Origin of the sequence: Delftia sp. WSY_7 (assembly GCF_043104845.1) — a bacterium.
Lineage (GTDB): Bacteria > Pseudomonadota > Gammaproteobacteria > Burkholderiales > Burkholderiaceae_C > Comamonas > Comamonas tsuruhatensis.
Genome location: NZ_JBICLB010000034.1, coordinates 524,361 through 540,592 on the forward strand (window position 1 = coordinate 524,361; position 16,232 = coordinate 540,592).

Here is a 16,232-nt window from a genome sequence, read left to right on the forward strand (position 1 = left end):
CCCCCTTAAAAAAGAAAATACCGCTGCGCCATCGGCAGCTCGGTGGCGGGCTCGCAGGTCAGCAGCTGGCCGTCGGCCACGACCTGGTAGGTCTCGGGATCGACGCTGATGTCGGGTTGCCAGTCGTTGTGCACCATGTCGCGCTTGCTGACGCTGCGGCAGTTTTCCACGGCCACGGTGCGCTTGCGCAGGCCGTAGCGGTCGGCCACGCCGGCCTGCTGGGCGGCCTGCGAGACGAAGGTCAGGCTGGCCGCCGCCACGCCGCTGCCCTGGCCCGCGAACATGGGGCGGTAGTGCACGGGCTGGGGCGTGGGGATGCTGGCGTTGGGGTCGCCCATGGCGGCGCTGGCGATGCTGCCGCCCTTGAGGATGAGGCTGGGCTTGACGCCGAAGAACGCAGGCCGCCACAGCACCAGGTCGGCCAGCTTGCCGACCTCGACCGAGCCCACGACATGGGCGATGCCATGCGTGCGTGCGGGGTTGATGGTGTACTTGGCCACGTAGCGCTTGACACGGAAGTTGTCGTGGCGCGCGTTGTCGCCCGGCAGGCTGCCGCGCTGGACCTTCATCTTGTGCGCGGTCTGCCAGGTGCGCAGCACGACCTCGCCCACGCGGCCCATGGCCTGGCTGTCGCTGGAGATCATGGAGAAGGCGCCCAGGTCGTGCAGCACGTCCTCGGCGGCGATGGTTTCGCGGCGGATGCGGCTTTCGGCGAAGGCGATGTCCTCGGCAATCGAGGCGTCCAGGTGGTGGCAGACCATGAGCATGTCCAGGTGCTCGTCCAGCGTGTTCACCGTGTAGGGCCGCGTGGGGTTGGTGGACGAGGGCAGCACGTTGGCCTCGCCGCAGACCTTGATGATGTCGGGCGCGTGGCCGCCGCCCGCGCCTTCGGTGTGGTAGGTGTGGATGGTGCGGCCCTTGAAGGCGGCCACCGTGGCCTCGACGAAGCCGCCCTCGTTGAGCGTGTCGGTGTGGATGGCGACCTGGGTGTCGGTCTCGTCGGCCACGCCCAGGCAGCAGTCGATGGCGGCGGGCGTCGATCCCCAGTCCTCGTGCAGCTTCAGGCCGATGGCGCCTGCCGCGATCTGCTCGCGCAGCGGCGCGGCCTGGCTGGCGTTGCCCTTGCCCAGCAGGCCGATGTTCATGGGGTAGCCGTCCACGGCCTGCAGCATGCGCTCCATGTGCCAGGGACCGGGCGTGACCGTGGTGGCGAAGGTGCCCGTGGCCGGGCCCGTGCCGCCGCCGATCATGGTGGTCACGCCGCTGGTCAGCGCCTCGTCGATCTGCTGCGGGCAGATGAAGTGGATGTGCGTGTCGATGCCGCCGGCCGTGACGATCATGCCCTCGCCCGCAATGATCTCGGTGCCGGGGCCGATGACGATGGTCACGCCCGGCTGCATGTCCGGATTGCCGGCCTTGCCTATGCCTGCGATCAGCCCGTTCTTGATGGCGATGTCGGCCTTGACGATGCCCCAGTGGTCGATGATCACGGCATTGGTGATGACGGTGTCGGCGCAGTCGGCGGCCATGCGCTGGCTCTGGCCCATGCCGTCGCGGATGACCTTGCCGCCGCCGAACTTGACCTCTTCGCCGTAGATCGTGTGGTCCTTCTCGATCTCGATGACCAGGGCCGTGTCGGCCAGCCGCAGGCGGTCGCCCACGGTGGGGCCGAACATCTCGGCATAGGCCTGGCGCGTGATGCTTGCCATGAATGTTCCCTTTCAGAGAGGTCCCGTCACCTTGGCGTTGAAGCCATAGATGATGCGGTCGCCGGAGATTTCCACCAGTTCCACCGTGCGTTCCTGGCCCGGCTCGAAGCGCACGGCCGTGCCGGCCGCGATGTTCAGCCGCCAGCCGCGTGCGGCGGCGCGGTCGAAGTGCAGGGCCTCGTTGACCTCGAAGAAATGAAAGTGCGAGCCCACCTGCACCGGCCGGTCGCCGGTGTTGGTGACCGTGAGGGTCTGCACCGGCCGGCCTGCGTTCAGCAGGATCTCGCCGGGCTCGGCCAGCAGTTCGCCGGGGATGATGCGCTCGGTCATGTGCGGCTCCCGCGTTCAGCCCGCCAGGGCTGCTGCGCCATAGCCCATGGCGGCCACGCCGGCCAGGCGTGCGGCCCAGGTCGATGCCGTGCCGCCGCGCATGGCCCGGCCAAAGGCCACGCCCAGGGCATGCAGCACCAGCGTGGTGGCGACCATGCCCGCCATGTAGGCCCAGAACACGGCTGCGGGCAGCGCGTGGGGGAAGACCTCGCCATGCGCGTATCCGTGGAACAGCGCGAAGGCGCCGGCCAGCACCATGGCCAGGGCCACGGGCAGGCGGCGCTGGGCCACCAGCAGCAGGCCGAAGGCCAGCAGCGAGGCGGCCACCATGGGCTCCACGGCCGGCAGCTCCAGCGGGGTCTGCGTCAGCGCCAGGCCCAGCGCCATGCATGCGGCAAAGGCCACGGGCGGCAGCCACTGGCGCTTGAGCATCAGCCCGCACCACAGGCCCAGCGCCAGCATGGCCAGCAGATGGTCCAGGCCCGCAATGGGATGGGACAGCCCGGCCATCAGGGCCTGCATGGCGCCGTCGCCGGCATGCAGGTGGGCGCCGGCCCCCGTATGGGCGCTGGCAGCCGTGGCGGCGGCCAGCAGGGCCGGGGCGAGCAGGTAGTTGAAAGTGTTGCGGAATCTGAACATGGAGATCTCCTTGATCGCTATCGAGACTGGATCTGCCCACGGCACAAGCGGATGCAGCGGGCTGGTTGGGGGTGCCCAGCAAGGGCCTAAGCTGGCCGCGCCGCCCCGCAGCGATGGCGCCGTCCCCCTTGGGGGAAGCGGCGTAGCCGCTCAGGGGGTCAAACTATTGGGTGATGAACGGTGACCAGCTTGGTGCCGTCCGGGAAAGTGGCTTCGACCTGGATGTCCGGGATCATTTCTGGAATGCCCTCCATCACATCGGCGCGCGTCAGCACCGTGGTGCCCAGGTGCATGAGCTCGGCCACGGTCCTGCCGTCGCGCGCCCACTCCAGCACGGCAGCGCTGATCAGCGCCACGGCCTCGGGGTAGTTGAGCTTCAGGCCGCGCGCCTTGCGCCGCTCGGCCACCAAAGCTGCGGTGAACAGCAGCAGCTTGTCTTTTTCACGCGGGGTGAGTTCCATGGATGAGTCTCCGTTGATCAGGTGGCCCAGAGGCGGGGAGGGCGGGCAGGCATGTCCAGCAGTGCGGGGCGCAGCAGGCGCCAGCCTTCATGCAGCACGGCCCGTGCCGCCTCCATGCGGCGGGCAAGCACGCGCAGCAGCAGCACCGAGGGCGCGCCGCCCTGGCCGGCCAGCAGGCTGGCGCCGGCGCGCACTTCATCGCTCCAGGGCAGGCTGGCGGCCAGTTGCTCGCTCAATGGCTCCATGGCCGCCAGGGGTTCCGGGGCCACGGCCCAGAGGCTGGCCTGTATGGGCAAGCCTGCCCAGGCAACCGGGCTGGACAGCAGGGCATGGCCGCAGTGCAGCTCGCCCTGTTCCAGCCACAGTGGCAGGCCCGCATGGGTCAGCCGGTTGTGAAGCTGCAGCCGCGCAGGCGGTGCGTCGGCATGGTTCCAGTGCTCGCCTGCGCCATAGCGGCCCAGCACCGTGGCGTCCCAGCCGATGGCGCGCGCACCCGGGGCAAGCTCCAGGTCCAGCGCCATGGTGGCGTCGGTACCGGCAAACAGCATGTTTTCCTGCGGCAGCCATTCCAGGATGGCGCCTTCTTCCACGCGCAGCCGCACGCGCTGCGCGGCCGGGCGGCCCTGGGACTTGTACCAGCGCGTGGCGCCCGGTGTGGTCAGCAGGGCGTGGGCGCCGGGCTCCACGGTCACATCGATCTGCAACTGGTCGCCGCCGGCCACGCCGCCGGGCGGGTGCAGCAGCACGGCATGGCAGATGCCGGGGCCTTCGGGGTGCAGCGGTTTTTGCACGCGCAGCGGGCCGCTGTGGCGTGCGTGGGAAAGCACGCTGCCCTGGCCGGCGCGGTGCCCGAAGCGCAGGTCCAGCATGGCCTGCCAGCCCGAGGCGCAAGCGGGCACGGCGGTGATCGGTAGCGCTGCGGACATGGGCGTGACGGGCGGTACAGGGCGTGGTGGTTGTAACGGCCTTTGTCATGCATTTAGCGTGCCAATCCGGTGCAGTGGCGGTTGCGCCATGCTGGTGCGCTGGCGCATCGGATTGGTGCGTTTCCTGCATGGCAAGGCGCGCAAGACGGCACGTTTGCAGTGCATTCTTGCGCAGCGTGCCGCAGGCTGGTGCTCTTTCTTACGCGCGGCCCTGTTGTCGATCTGCCTGGCCTGCCTGGCGCGCGAGGGACCTGTCCCAGGCCACGACGGCCAGCGTGGCCAGGCTCAGAATCAGGCCCGCCACGCTGGCACCTGTCCATCCCCAGTGCAGCCAGACTGCCGAGCCCACAGCCGAGCCTGCCGAGGCGCCGATGAAATAGCCCGTCATATAGACCGCATTGATGCGCGAGCGCGCCAAGGGTGCCAGCGCGTAGATCACGTTCTGGTTGCTGATGTGCAGGGCCTGCAGCGCAGCATCGACGATGAGCAACCCCGCCAGAAACCACCACAGGCTGGTGCCGCCCAGCCACAGCGCCCCCCAGCCCGCCAGCATGAGCAGGCCGCCGGCCAGCGTGGTGCGCTGCTCCAGCCCCCGGTCGGCCAGACGGCCGGCCATGTTGGCCATGAGGGCGCCGGCCACGCCGACCAGGCCGATGAGGCCGATCTGCGCATCGCCAAACCCGTAGCCCGGCCCGGCCAGCAGCAGTGCCATGGTCGAGAACAGCACGCTCACCGTGGCAAAGCCCATGCCGCCGATCAGCGCCCGGCTGCGCAGGCGCGGCTGCTCGCGCGCCAGCGTGAGCAGGGAGCGCATCACCGCGCCATAGCCGATGCGCTGGGCCGGCTGCGCCAGCGGCAGCGCGCGCCGCAGCAGCAGGGCCACGCCGGCCGTGGCCAGGGCACCGACCCAGTACACGGCATTCCAGCCGCCCAGGTCCGAGAGCACGCCGGCCACGCTGCGCGAGGCCAGGATGCCGATCAGCAGCCCGCTCATGACCAGGCCCACGGCGCGCCCGCTGGCGCCGGGCGCCGCAAAGCTGGCCGCCATGGGCACCAGCACCTGGGCCGCGACCGAGAACAGCCCGGTCATCAGCGTGCCCGCCGCCAGCAGGGTGAAGCTGTGCGCCATGCCGCTGGCCAGCATGCCCAGCGCGGCCAGCAGCATCAGGCCCAGCACCAGGCGGCGGCGTTCCAGCATGTCGCCCAGGGGCACGAGCAGCAGCAGTCCCAGCGCATAGGAGACCTGGGCCATGGTCACCGTCAGCGAGGCACGCGCCTCGCTGATGCCCAGGTCGATGGCGATGGAGTGCAGCAGCGGCTGGTTGAAGTAGTTGGCGCCCGCGCACAGGCCGCAGGCCGTGGCCATGAGCAGCAGGGTGCTCTGGGGCAGCACGGGCGCGGCGGTGGCCTGCATGGGCGGCGAGGGCAGGGCGGGGGCCGGGGAGGATCTGTTCATCGGACGAATGCCTGTGGTATCTGCTGATGGGTGGCAAGCGGATGGCTCAGACCCACAGCGGCGGCCGCGCCGGCTGGGCGGTGGCGGGCAGTGCGGCCACGGCATCGACCTCGATCAGCATGCCGGGCAGGGCCAGCCGGGGCACGGGGATCAGGGTGCAGGCCGGAAAGCGCGGCAGGGTATTGCCGGGGGCGCCATCGCCGGGGGCACCGTCGCTCCAATGCAGGCGCACGGCGGCCTGCCAGTCGTTGAAGCGGGCCTCCGAGTGGTCCACGATGAGCAGGGTCAGCTTGACCACCTGGCCCATGTCCGCGCCCGCCGCCTGCAGCGCCAGCTTGAGGTTGGACAGGGCCTGCTGCGCCTGGGCCGCGAAGCTGTCGGGCAAGTCGCCCGCCTGGTTCTCGCCGCCCTGGCCCGAGACGAAGGCCCATTGCGCCGGCCCGTGCACGGTGACCACATGCGTGTAGCCGTTGGGCGTGGCGTCGTATAGGCCGGCGGGCTGCAGATGGTGCAGTTGCGGGGCCGTGGAAGCGGCGGGCTGTGCCGAGGCGGCTGGAAGTGCGTCGTGTTGCATGGTGGGCCTGGAGTCCGAAAGTGCGCCGGCTGGACCGGCGAGGCTTGCCAGTGTGAAACCTCAACCAAAGTTGAGGTCAAATGCAGGCCTGCTTGGACCTATTTTTCCTGCGCCTATTTTCCTGCTGCCATGAATCTGTCTTCTGCCGGTGTCACCGCGTCCGACCATGACGGGCCGGCCATCCTCTCCGTGGGCGAAGTGGCCCGGCGCAGTGGCATCACCGTCTCGGCCCTGCATTTCTACGAGCGCCAGGGGCTGATCGAGAGCTTGCGCACGCCCGGCAACCAGCGCCGCTATGCGCGTGCCGTGCTGCGGCGCGTGGCCGTCATCAGGGTGGCCCAGCGCATGGGCGTGCCGCTGGCCGAGATTGCCGAGGCGCTGCAGGAGCTGCCCAGCGGCCGCACGCCCACGCAGGCCGACTGGAGCGCGCTGTCCGCGCGCTGGCGCCATGCGCTGGATGCGCGCATCCAGGGGCTGACCCAGCTGCGCGACCAGATCGACGGCTGCATTGGCTGCGGCTGCCTGTCCCTCAAGGTCTGCCCGCTGCGCAATGACGGCGATTGCCTGGCCAAGGACGGGCCGGGGCCGCACTTTCGCTGAACAGCCTGCGCTTGGGCGTGAACAGGTCCTAGTGCTTGGGCATGGGCAGCGTGGGCGTGCGCGTGCACATCCAGCACAGCCAGCCGGCCAGCACGCCCATGACGATGCAGTAGGCGACCAGGGCCTCGGTGATGCCGATGTGGTCCGAAAGCCAGCCCAGGCCCAGGATGGGCACGATGGTGCCCAGGTAGCCGACCACCAGGTAGGTGGACAGCAGGCCCGTGCGCGTGGCCGGTGTCGAGACCTTGTTGACGATGGACATGCCCGCCAGGTTGCACAGGCCGTGGCCCGCCGCCGTGGCGATCACGCTGAGCGCGAACAGCAGGGCCGAGCCCGCAAAGCTGTTGACCAGCAGCAGGAGGTTGCAGGCCACCAGGCAGGCAAAGCCCAGAATGGCCGAGCCCTTGGTCGGGCGCGGGCGCGCCAGGTACTGGAAGCCCGCCGAGAGGAACAGGATCACGCCGATGGACAGGCCAGAAACGGCCGGCCCATGCCAGGGCACCATGCGCTGCATGAAGCTGGGCGCCAGCGATGCGAACAGGCTGAACATGCCGAAGGCGCAGAACGCACACATGCCGCCCAGCGCGTAGTGGCGCGCAAAGCGGCGCTCGGGCAGGGTGATGGTGGGCATGAAATCACGCCAGTGCAGCGCGCGTGCCTGGGTGGAGGCCAGCTCCGCCGGCTCGGCAATGCGCACCTGGTACAGCGCATAGACGGCCAGCAGGCCCAGCCCCAGCGACGGAATGTAGGCCGTGACCAGCGGCCAGGGCAGCCACTGCGCGATCAGCCCGCCCACCACGGGGCCCAGCCCGAAGCCGAAGGCAATGGTCAGGCTGGTCGTGGCCGCGGCGCGCTGCAGGTCGCCCCGGTTGTTGAGCCGGGTCATGCCCACCGAGGCCGAGGTGGTGATCAGCCCCGAAGCCACGCCGATCACCACGCGGCCCAGCGCAAAGCTGGGCACGTTCCAGGCCACGGTGGAGGCCAGCACGCCCAGCGTCATCAGGATCAGCCCGGCGCGCAGCACGGCGACAAAGCCGAAGCGGTCGGTCAGCCGGCCCAGGAACAGCAGGCTGGCCAGCGCGCCGAACATGTACGCCACGAAGATCTGCGTGATGTGGCTGGGCTGCAGCCCCCAGGCCTGCTGGTACAGCGGGTACAGCGGGCTGGCCAGGGCCGTGCCCATGACACCCACGCACATGGAAAAACACACCCACGCATAGGGCGGCCAACGGGTTTGCATAGAAAAAGGGAACGCGAAGAAGACGAAAGCGAGGGAAAGAGGCGCCGCGCAGGCCTTGCGCCCCGAGGCGCCGCGGCACTGTCCGGGAGCGCATGGAATCTGGAATGACCCGCAGGCCAATGGGTGAATTCTAAGAAACCCGCGTGTCCTGGGTGTTTCGCCGCCTCCGAGCCCCTGGCATGCACCCGGGCATACCGCTGGCATCGTGCGCCAGGCGGGCGGGTGTACCCTGTGGCCGTCCCTGTGTTTTCCCTTGTCCAGAGAGTCCGGCATGCCAGTTCCACCCACCGCCTTCATCACCTGCCCGCCATCGCGCAAGGCGGCTGGTGCCGCGCTTGCCGCCTGCGCGCTGCTGCTGGCCGGTTGCGGCTCGGTAGGCGGCGGCGTGGGCATAGGCATTCCCGTCGGCCCGGTATCGGTGGGCGTCGGGCTGGGCAGCGGCGGGCTGAGCGCCGGTGTCGGCACGGGCGTGGGGCCGCTGGGCGTTGGCGTGGGCGTCAACCAGAGCGGCCAGGTCCTGGGCAGCGCCGGCGTGGGCGCCTCCACGGGCGTGGGCGGCGCGCGGGTGGGTGTGGGCGTGGGCTCGTCCACCGTGCTGCACGACCCGCAGCGCTCCGCCACCCAAACACCTCAGGAGCCCTCACCTGCAGCGCCTTCCCAGACCCCCGCCGGCCAGCTGCAATGGCGCGACGCCAGCGGTCAGGTCGTACCGGCCTGCCGCGTCGACGGGCGTTGCTAACGCTCAAGCGTATGCGTCGCCCTGGAAGGTGCGCCTGGCCCAGCCTAGCGCAGCCGCCAGGGGGAGCTTCGGTTCACCCCGCCCAGACGATACGGTCCCGGCCCGCGTTCTTGGCGAGGTACAGGCGCCGGTCGGCATCGGCCAGCAATTGGTCGGCGCTGTTGTCGGGCGAAGGCGCCATGCTGGCCACACCCAGGCTGACGGTCAGCGCATGGCCCAGGGGCGATGCGGCGTGAGGCAGGTCCAGCGCCCTGAGCGCATCGACGATGCCCTGCGCAACCAGCACCGCGCCGTCCAGCGCCGTATGGGGCAGCAGGCAGACGAATTCCTCGCCGCCATAGCGCGCCAGCAGGTCGCCAGGCCGGTGCAGCGCGCCCTGTATGGCCTGGGACAGCTGGCTCAGGCATTCATCGCCGACCAGATGGCCGTAGTGGTCGTTGTAGGCCTTGAAGTGGTCCACATCGATCATCACCAGCGACAGCGGCTCGCCCAGCCGCTGCAGGCGCATGAACTCGCGCTCCAGCTGGGCGCCGAAAAAGCGCCGGTTGGCCGTGCCCGTCAGCCCGTCGCTGTGCGAGAGCAGCTGCAGCATCTTGCGCTGCTGTGCAATCTCCAGATGCGTGCGCACGCGCGCCTTGAGCACGGGCGGGCGAAAGGGCTTGGTCACGAAATCCACCGCGCCCAGGTTCAGTCCCAGTTCCTCGCAATGGGGCTCGGTCAGCGCCGTGAGAAAGATGACGGGGATGTGGGCGGTTTCCAGGTCCGCCTTCAGGCGCCGGCAGACCTCGAAGCCGTCCATCTCGGGCATGCGGATGTCCAGCAGGATGAGGTCGGGCAGGTACTGGCGGGCCAGGGTCAGCGCGTCCTCGCCCGTGTGGGCCATGAGCACGCTGCACAGATCCTTGATCACCTGGCAGATGATGGCGGCGTTGTCCGGGACGTCGTCCACCACAAGCACCTTCTGCCCGGCAGGCAAGGGCTGTAGCGGGTTGGGCAGCGTAGGGGGGAAGGCGGAGTAGGGCATGGCCGGTGGGATTTCGGGCCGAGAATACCCCGGAACCCGCAGCCCTGGATAGGGCGCAGGGGGTCTGGACAATTTGTAAAGATCTCTGTCTTCGGCAGGCAGGCGGCCCGGTGGCCTCAGGCGTATAGAGGCTCTTCCTGCATCGCCTCGATCTGCTCGTTGAGCATGTCCACCTGCCCGCGCCAGTAGTCGGGTGTGCCGAACCACGGGAAGTTGATGGCAAAGATCGGGTCGTCCTGGCGTCGCGCCAGCCAGGCGCTGTAGTGGATGAGGCGCAGCGTGCGCAGCGGCTCGATCAGGGCCAGCTCGCGTCGGTCGAAGGGGCGGAACTGCTCATAGCCATCCAGCAGGGCCCCCAGCTGGCGCGTGCGCTGGCTGCGGTCGCCCGACAGCAGCATCCACAGGTCCTGCACGGCCGGGCCCGTGCGCGCATCGTCCAGGTCCACGAAATGCGGGCCGCCATGGCCTTCGTCGTCCAGCGGCGTCCACAGCACGTTGCCGGGATGGCAGTCGCCGTGCAGGCGCAGCGTGCGCGCGCTGTGCAGGCCGAAGTGGCCGGCTGCGCTCAGGCCGTCGGCAGCGGGTGCCATCAGCTCAAGGGCGCGCTGGCAGGCGGCTTTCCAGGTGGATTCCACCTCCAGCGGAATCATTTTCCGGTCCAGCAGCCATTGCATGGAGTCGTGGCCGAAGGTGGCCAGGTCCAGCGCGGGCCGGTGCACAAACGGGCGGGCTTCGCCCACGGTGTGGATGCGGGCCAGGAAGCGCCCGGTCCACTCCAGCACCTCGAAATCGTCCAGCTCGGGCGGGCGGCCACCGCGCCACGGGCTGACCGAGAAATCAAAGCCCGCATAGCTGTGCAGCGTGGCACCTTCCAGCACCAGCGGGGGCACGGCAGGCACTTCGGCGGCCGTCAGCTCGGCGCTGAAGGCGTGCTCCTCCAGGATCTGATCGCGGCTCCAGCGGCCCGGGCGGTAGAACTTCAGCACCACGCGTTCGCCGTCCTCCAGCACGGCCTGGTAGACGCGGTTTTCGTAGGAGGCCAGGGCCGTGAGCCGGCCATCGCCCCACAGGCCGACCGAGGCCAGTGCGTCGAGCACGGCGTCGGGCGTAAGCCGGGCATAGGCGTGCGAACCGGCATCGGGGACGGCACTCAGATCAGGATCGTATGGTGTGGCAGACATGGGGCGATTGTCGCCGGGCTGGCTTAAGCTTTGCGTCCGCCCGACAACGCCGATCCGCCCGCCGTGCCGCTGCTGCCCCACTTCCTGCAATCCCATGCCATCGCCAGTGCGGCCGGGCCATCCGACGACTGGAGCGCCTGGCACCTCGGCCGTGGCCGCTATGCGGTCTGGGTGGTGACGATGCAGGCGCTGACCCCGCCTGTGCGCGACGCCGTGCAAGCCGCCTGTGCGCAGGCACGCCGCTGGCTGGGCGCGGCGCTGGTCCCGCACTGCCAGCGGCAACTGCACGTGACCCTGGCCACCGCGGGCTTTCTGGATGGCGGTGCGCAACTGCCGCAGGCCTACGGCGCGGCGCAACTGTCGCGCGACCTGCTCGCGCTGCAGCACCTGCCGGCCGCGCCGCTGCAGCTGGAGTTCGGTGGCTGGGGAAGTTTCGAGATGGCGCCCTACCTTCAGGTGCGCGACGGCAGGCCGGACGGCTGCACGCTGCATGGACTGCATGGCGTGCTCGCGCAGACAGGGCCAGGGCTGGCGCTGACCGAGGCGATGCGCCCCTACGTGCCCCATGTGACGCTGGGCGCCTGGAGCGCTGCCTGGCCCCGTGACCAGGTGCTGCAATGGATGAGCGGCCTGCCAATGCAGGAGCACTGGCAGGCCGCCGTGGGCGAGATCGCGCTGGTCAGCTATGCAGCCGATGTGCTGCACGGGCCGTTGACCTGCCACGCCCGCTACGACCTCCTGCGCCGCAGGTTGCACTGGCTGCAGAGGCCGGACTGGGCCTGATCAGGCCAGGGTGATCTGCACGTCGATGTTGCCGCGCGTGGCGTTGGAGTAGGGGCAGACCTGGTGGGCCGCGTCCACCAGGGCCTGGGCGGCGGCCCTGTCCATGCCGGGCAGGCTGACCTTCAGGCGCGCGGCGATGCCGTAGGCGTTGGGGATGGTGCCCAGGTCCACTTCGGCGTCGATGGCCAGGTCCTGGGGCAGGCTGATCTTCTGCTTGCCGGCCACGGCCTTGATGGCGCCGATGAAGCAGGCCGAGTAGCCGGCGGCGAACAGTTGCTCGGGGTTGGTGCCCGTGCCGCTGGTGCCCGGCGAGGACAGGGTCACATCCAGGCGTCCGTCATCGGTGCGCGAGGCGCCGTCGCGGCCGCCGGTGGTGTGGGCACGTGCGGTGTACAGGACTTTTTCGAGCTGGGCCATGGTGTCTTCCTTTTGCAAAGTTGTCCGGCGGTGCGGACGGGTGGAGGAAATCGTCTGTGGGTGGTCGTCAATCGCTGCGGCGCGGCACCAGTCGCTGGCGCAGCGCGCCCAGTTGCTGCGTCAGCGCCTGCAACTCGGGCAGCGTGCACTGCGTGCTCTGCAGCACGCAGGCGGGAATCTTTTCAGCCGCATCGCGCAGTGCCCGGCCTTGCGGCGTGAGCGTGATGCGCACGCGCCTCTCGTCATGCGCATCGCGCACCCGCTCCAGCAGGCCCGCGCCTTCCAGGCGCTTGAGCAACGGGGTCAGCGTGCCCGAATCCAGATACAGCTGTTCGCCGATCTCGGACACGGTCAGGCCGTCGCGCTCCCACAGCACCAGCATCACCAGGTACTGCGGATAGGTCAGGCCGATGCCATCGAGCAGGGGCTTGTACAGCTTGGTCATGGCCAGCGATGCCGAGTACAGCGCGAAGCAGACCTGGTTGTCCAGGCACAGAAGCTCGGAGCTGTCGAGAGGAAGGGGGTGGCTGCTGGGCATGGGTTAAATTATTGCTGTCAATTAAATTGTGCACAACTTAATTTGAAAAACCCCTTCGGATCGGAAGGTGAAGATCCGCAGGGGTCGAGGGACCGAGGGGGCCTATCGGCCCGTGAAGCGCGCGGGGCGTTTTTCGATGAAGGAGCGCACGCCCTCGGCCGCATCCTCGCTGCTGGCCAGGCGCTGCTGCACGGGAATGAAGTCGGCCACGGCGGCGGCCTGGCCCAGCTCGATGGCCTTGAGCACATTGAGCCGCGTGGCCACCACGGCCTGCGGGGCCTGGGCGGCAATGCGCTCGGCAATGCGCAGCGCCTCGGCCAGCTCCTCGCCGGCCGGCACCACCTTCTGCACGAAGTTCAGGCGATAGGCCTCGGCGCTGTCGAATTCGTCGGCCGTCAGCAGGTGCAGCATGGCATTGCCCACGCCCGCACGTTCGGCCATGCGCAGCGTGGCGCCGCCCGTGGGCATGATGCAGCGCTGCACCTCCAGCTGGGAAAAGCGGCAGTCGTCGGCCGCGACCACGATGTCGGCGCCCAGCATCAGCTCGATGCCCACCGTGAAGCAAATGCCCTTGACCGCCACCACCATGGGCTTGGCGCGGCGCCGGTAGCCGACCAGGCCGTAGTCGTGCGGCTCCACCAGGCCTTGCGGGATGGCCTTCCTGCCCGAGCGCAGGTACTCCGCCATCACCGGCAGGTCCAGCCCCGCCGTGAAATGGCTGCCGAACGCATGCAGCACGCCCACGCGCAACTCTGGATCGTCGTCCAGGCGCGTATAGGCCTCGGCCAGTTGCTGGAACATGGGCGGCGTCCAGCCGTTGCGCTTGGCGGGGCGGTTGATGCCGATCAGCAGCACATGGCCGCGCACTTCGCAGCTGATGCAGCCTTCGGGCGGCGGGGTGGGGGTGTTGATGTCCATGGTTGTCTCCTGCGCATGGACCTTAGAGCAGGCCGCTGGAGGGCGCAGTCGCGCAGAAGACGGCCGGCCCGTGCGGGCCGGCAGGCAAAGGCCGTGTATCAGTAGCTGTACACGCCGCGGCCCGTCTTGCGGCCCAGGCGGCCGGCGGCCACCATTTCCTTGAGCAGGGGGCAGGGACGGTACTTGCTGTCGCCGAATTCCTTGAGGTAGACCTCCATCACGGCCAGGCACACGTCCAGGCCGATCATGTCGGCCAGGGCCAGCGGGCCGATGGGCTGGTTGCAGCCCAGCTTCATGCCGGCGTCGATGTCCTCGGCCGATGCCAGGCCTTCGGCCAGCACGAAGAAGGCCTCGTTGATCATGGGCACCAGGATGCGGTTGACCACGAAGCCGGGGGCATTCTTCACGGTGATGGGGCTCTTGCCCAGGCGCTCGGACAGTTCCTTGACCGTGGCGTGCGTCTCGTCGCTGGTCTGCAGGCCGACGATGATCTCCACCAGCGCCATCATGGGCACGGGGTTGAAGAAGTGCATGCCGATGAACTTGTCGGCACGGCCCGTCACGGCGGCCAGCTGGGTGATGGAGATGGACGAGGTGTTGGTGGCGACGATGACGTCGGCATCCAGCAGGGCGTCCAGCTGCTTGAGGATCTTGACCTTGAGCTCGTAGTTCTCGGTGGCGGCCTCGATGACCAGCTGCGCGCCCTTGAGCGCCGCGTAGTCGGTCGATGTCTTGATGCGGGCCAGGGCGGCGGCCTTGTCGGCCTCGGTCAGCTTTTCCTTCTTGATCAGGCGGTCCAGGCTGCCCGAGACGGTGGCCACGCCCTTCTGGACGGCGGCATCGGAGATGTCCACCATGACCACGTCGATGCCCGATACCGCGCAGGCCTGCGCGATGCCGTTGCCCATGGTGCCTGCGCCGATGATGCCTACGGTTTGAATTGCCATGACTGTCAGTCTCCTCAAACGAACAAAGTGAATGCGAACGTGAATGCGATCCAGCGATCGTAGCGGGATTCGGAGCATCCACCGGGTTTGCCCCGGCTTGCGGCGCCGCGCAGGCGACTGCAACAGTGGATGGCTACACCGCAGGGGAGGGGGAGGCATGCTGGACTACATCGTGATCGGAGGCGGCTCGGCGGGCTCGGTGCTGGCCGGGCGGCTCAGCGAGGATGCGCAGACGCAGGTGGCGCTGCTGGAGGCCGGGCCGGCCGACTCCAGCGTGCTCATCCACTGTCCGGCGGGCATGGCCGCCATGGCCAAGGGCGGGCGCCACAGCTGGGGCCTGTCCACCGTGCCCCAGCCGGGCCTGGGCGGGCGGCGTGGCCACCAGCCGCGCGGCAAGGTGCTGGGCGGCTCCAGCGCGGTCAACGCCATGGTCTATGTGCGCGGCCAGCCGGCCGACTACGACCACTGGGCCGCCCAGGGCAACCCGGGCTGGAGCTGGAGCGAAGTCCTGCCCTACTTCCTGCGCGCCGAGCACAACGAGCGCGGCGCCGACGCCTGGCATGGCACGGGCGGGCCCCTGAACGTGGCCGAGCTGCGCGATCCCAACCCGCTGTCCCGGGCCTTCGTGCAGGCGGGCGTGCAGGCCGGCCATGCGCACAACGCGGATTTCAACGGCCAGGCGCAGGAGGGCGTGGGCCTGTACCAGGTCACCCAGCGCAATGGCGAGCGCCACCACGTCGCCAAGGCCTATCTGGCGCCGCACCGTGCCAGGCCCAATCTGCGCGTGGAAACGGGTGCCCAGGTGCTGCGCATTCTGTTCGAGGGCCGGCGCGCCGTGGGCGTGGAGTACCTGCAGGGCGGTACGGTGCAGCAACTGCACTGCCGGCGCGAGGTGCTGCTCAGCGGCGGCGCACTACTGTCGCCGCAGCTGCTGATGCTGTCTGGCGTGGGGCCGGGCGATCACCTGCGTTCGCTGGGCATCGATGTGGTCCACCACCTGCCCGGCGTGGGCGCCCATCTGCATGACCACCCGGATGTGGTGCTGGTGGTCGATGGCGCGCAGCTGACCGACAGCTTCGGCCTGTCCCTGGGGGGCGCACGCAGATTGCTGGCCGCCGTGGGCCAATGGCGCAGCCAGCGGCGCGGCATGCTGACCACCAACTTTGCCGAGGCGGGCGGCTTCATCCGCAGCAGCCCCGGCGAGGCTGCGCCCGACCTGCAGCTGCACTTCGTGGTGGCCAAGCTGGTGGACCATGGGCGCAAGACGGTCTGGGGCCACGGCTATTCCCTGCATGTCTGCGTGCTGCAGCCGGCCAGCCGGGGCAGCCTGCGCCTGGCCAGTGCCGACCCGCTGGCCCTGCCGCTGGTGGACCCGGCCTTTTTCTCCGATGCGCAGGACCTGCGGCGCATGGTGAACGGCGTGCGCTGCGCCCGCGAGATCCTGGCCCAGCCGGCGCTGGCGGCCCTGGGCGGGCGCGAGATGCCGGCCTCGGCCGGCGCGCAGGACGATGCGGGCATCGAGGCCTTCATCCGCAGCCATGCCGACACCATCTACCACCCCGTGGGCAGCTGCCGCATGGGGCCGGGGCCCATGGACGTGGTCGATGCGCAGCTGCGCGTCTACGGCATCAAGGGCCTGCGCGTGGTCGATGCCTCGGTCATGCCGCGCATCGTCAGCGGCAACACCAATGCGCCCACGGTGATGATCGCGGAGAAGGCGGTGGACATGATCCGCGCCGCAGCGCGCTGA

Annotated in this window: 18 protein-coding genes; 4 read left to right on the plus strand and 14 right to left on the minus strand. The window is 69.4% G+C overall.

Annotated features, from left to right (window positions below; genetic code table 11):
• Positions 1-5 precede the first annotated feature (5 nt).
• The 7 genes from ureC to ACF8ME_RS17200 form a co-directional block, all read right to left on the minus strand.
• Complete coding sequence (ureC, locus tag ACF8ME_RS17170; RefSeq protein WP_012203113.1) at positions 6-1,709, minus strand: urease subunit alpha; 1,704 nt, start codon at positions 1,707-1,709, stop codon at positions 6-8.
• Positions 1,710-1,721: 12 nt separating this feature from the next.
• A complete protein-coding gene (locus tag ACF8ME_RS17175) occupies positions 1,722-2,027 on the minus strand; it encodes an urease subunit beta (protein WP_392417917.1) in 306 nt (101 codons plus the stop codon).
• A gap of 27 nt (positions 2,028-2,054) precedes the next feature.
• Positions 2,055-2,678 (minus strand): HupE/UreJ family protein, encoded by a 624-nt coding sequence (locus tag ACF8ME_RS17180; protein WP_392417527.1) that lies wholly within the window; start codon positions 2,676-2,678, stop codon positions 2,055-2,057.
• Positions 2,679-2,836: 158 nt separating this feature from the next.
• Complete coding sequence (locus ACF8ME_RS17185; protein ID WP_012203116.1) at positions 2,837-3,139, minus strand: urease subunit gamma; 303 nt, start codon at positions 3,137-3,139, stop codon at positions 2,837-2,839.
• A gap of 17 nt (positions 3,140-3,156) precedes the next feature.
• A complete protein-coding gene (locus tag ACF8ME_RS17190; RefSeq protein WP_392417530.1) occupies positions 3,157-4,065 on the minus strand; it encodes an urease accessory protein UreD in 909 nt (302 codons plus the stop codon).
• Positions 4,066-4,264: 199 nt separating this feature from the next.
• Positions 4,265-5,521 carry an MFS transporter gene (locus ACF8ME_RS17195; protein ID WP_392417532.1) on the minus strand — a complete coding sequence of 419 codons (1,257 nt, stop codon included), beginning with the start codon at positions 5,519-5,521 and terminating at the stop codon, positions 4,265-4,267.
• A gap of 46 nt (positions 5,522-5,567) precedes the next feature.
• Complete coding sequence (locus ACF8ME_RS17200; protein WP_392417535.1) at positions 5,568-6,095, minus strand: RidA family protein; 528 nt, start codon at positions 6,093-6,095, stop codon at positions 5,568-5,570.
• A 129-nt stretch (positions 6,096-6,224) separates the two neighbouring features.
• Here ACF8ME_RS17200 and soxR point away from each other — a divergent pair, with 129 nt between their 5' ends.
• Positions 6,225-6,695, plus strand: a complete 471-nt coding sequence (gene soxR / locus ACF8ME_RS17205) for a redox-sensitive transcriptional activator SoxR (RefSeq protein ID WP_034400108.1) — start codon at positions 6,225-6,227, stop codon at positions 6,693-6,695.
• 28 nt (positions 6,696-6,723) lie between these two features.
• On the opposite strand, the gene ACF8ME_RS17210 is transcribed toward soxR, so the two are convergent.
• Positions 6,724-7,893 carry an MFS transporter gene (locus ACF8ME_RS17210; RefSeq protein WP_016451900.1) on the minus strand — a complete coding sequence of 390 codons (1,170 nt, stop codon included), beginning with the start codon at positions 7,891-7,893 and terminating at the stop codon, positions 6,724-6,726.
• A gap of 313 nt (positions 7,894-8,206) precedes the next feature.
• On the opposite strand from ACF8ME_RS17210, the gene ACF8ME_RS17215 reads away from it, so the two are divergent.
• Positions 8,207-8,674 carry a hypothetical protein gene (locus ACF8ME_RS17215; protein ID WP_392417537.1) on the plus strand — a complete coding sequence of 156 codons (468 nt, stop codon included), beginning with the start codon at positions 8,207-8,209 and terminating at the stop codon, positions 8,672-8,674.
• Positions 8,675-8,747: 73 nt separating this feature from the next.
• Here the strand turns inward: ACF8ME_RS17215 and ACF8ME_RS17220 are convergent, their stop codons facing one another.
• Positions 8,748-9,698 carry a diguanylate cyclase gene (locus tag ACF8ME_RS17220; protein WP_016446559.1) on the minus strand — a complete coding sequence of 317 codons (951 nt, stop codon included), beginning with the start codon at positions 9,696-9,698 and terminating at the stop codon, positions 8,748-8,750.
• Between the two features lie 116 nt (positions 9,699-9,814).
• Positions 9,815-10,879: a serine/threonine protein kinase gene (locus ACF8ME_RS17225; RefSeq protein WP_047474524.1), complete on the minus strand. Its 1,065-nt coding sequence runs from the start codon at positions 10,877-10,879 to the stop codon at positions 9,815-9,817.
• Positions 10,880-10,909: 30 nt separating this feature from the next.
• Between ACF8ME_RS17225 and ACF8ME_RS17230 the strand changes: the two genes are divergently transcribed.
• A complete protein-coding gene (locus ACF8ME_RS17230; RefSeq protein WP_160851701.1) occupies positions 10,910-11,662 on the plus strand; it encodes a 2'-5' RNA ligase family protein in 753 nt (250 codons plus the stop codon).
• Here ACF8ME_RS17230 and ACF8ME_RS17235 read toward each other — a convergent pair whose 3' ends face one another.
• The 4 genes from ACF8ME_RS17235 to ACF8ME_RS17250 all read right to left on the minus strand — a co-directional run bounded on the left by ACF8ME_RS17235 (position 11,663) and on the right by ACF8ME_RS17250 (position 14,482).
• Positions 11,663-12,079, minus strand: coding sequence for an organic hydroperoxide resistance protein (locus ACF8ME_RS17235; protein ID WP_016451896.1), 417 nt, complete (start codon positions 12,077-12,079; stop codon positions 11,663-11,665).
• Positions 12,080-12,146: 67 nt separating this feature from the next.
• A complete protein-coding gene (locus ACF8ME_RS17240; RefSeq protein WP_392417540.1) occupies positions 12,147-12,617 on the minus strand; it encodes a MarR family winged helix-turn-helix transcriptional regulator in 471 nt (156 codons plus the stop codon).
• 102 nt (positions 12,618-12,719) lie between these two features.
• Positions 12,720-13,535 (minus strand): crotonase/enoyl-CoA hydratase family protein, encoded by an 816-nt coding sequence (locus ACF8ME_RS17245; protein ID WP_016446554.1) that lies wholly within the window; start codon positions 13,533-13,535, stop codon positions 12,720-12,722.
• 98 nt (positions 13,536-13,633) lie between these two features.
• Positions 13,634-14,482, minus strand: a complete 849-nt coding sequence (locus tag ACF8ME_RS17250; protein WP_016446551.1) for a 3-hydroxybutyryl-CoA dehydrogenase — start codon at positions 14,480-14,482, stop codon at positions 13,634-13,636.
• A 157-nt stretch (positions 14,483-14,639) separates the two neighbouring features.
• On the opposite strand from ACF8ME_RS17250, the gene ACF8ME_RS17255 reads away from it, so the two are divergent.
• The gene (locus ACF8ME_RS17255) at positions 14,640-16,232 is read left to right on the plus strand and encodes a GMC family oxidoreductase (protein WP_392417543.1); all 1,593 of its coding nucleotides are present in this window, start codon (positions 14,640-14,642) and stop codon (positions 16,230-16,232) included.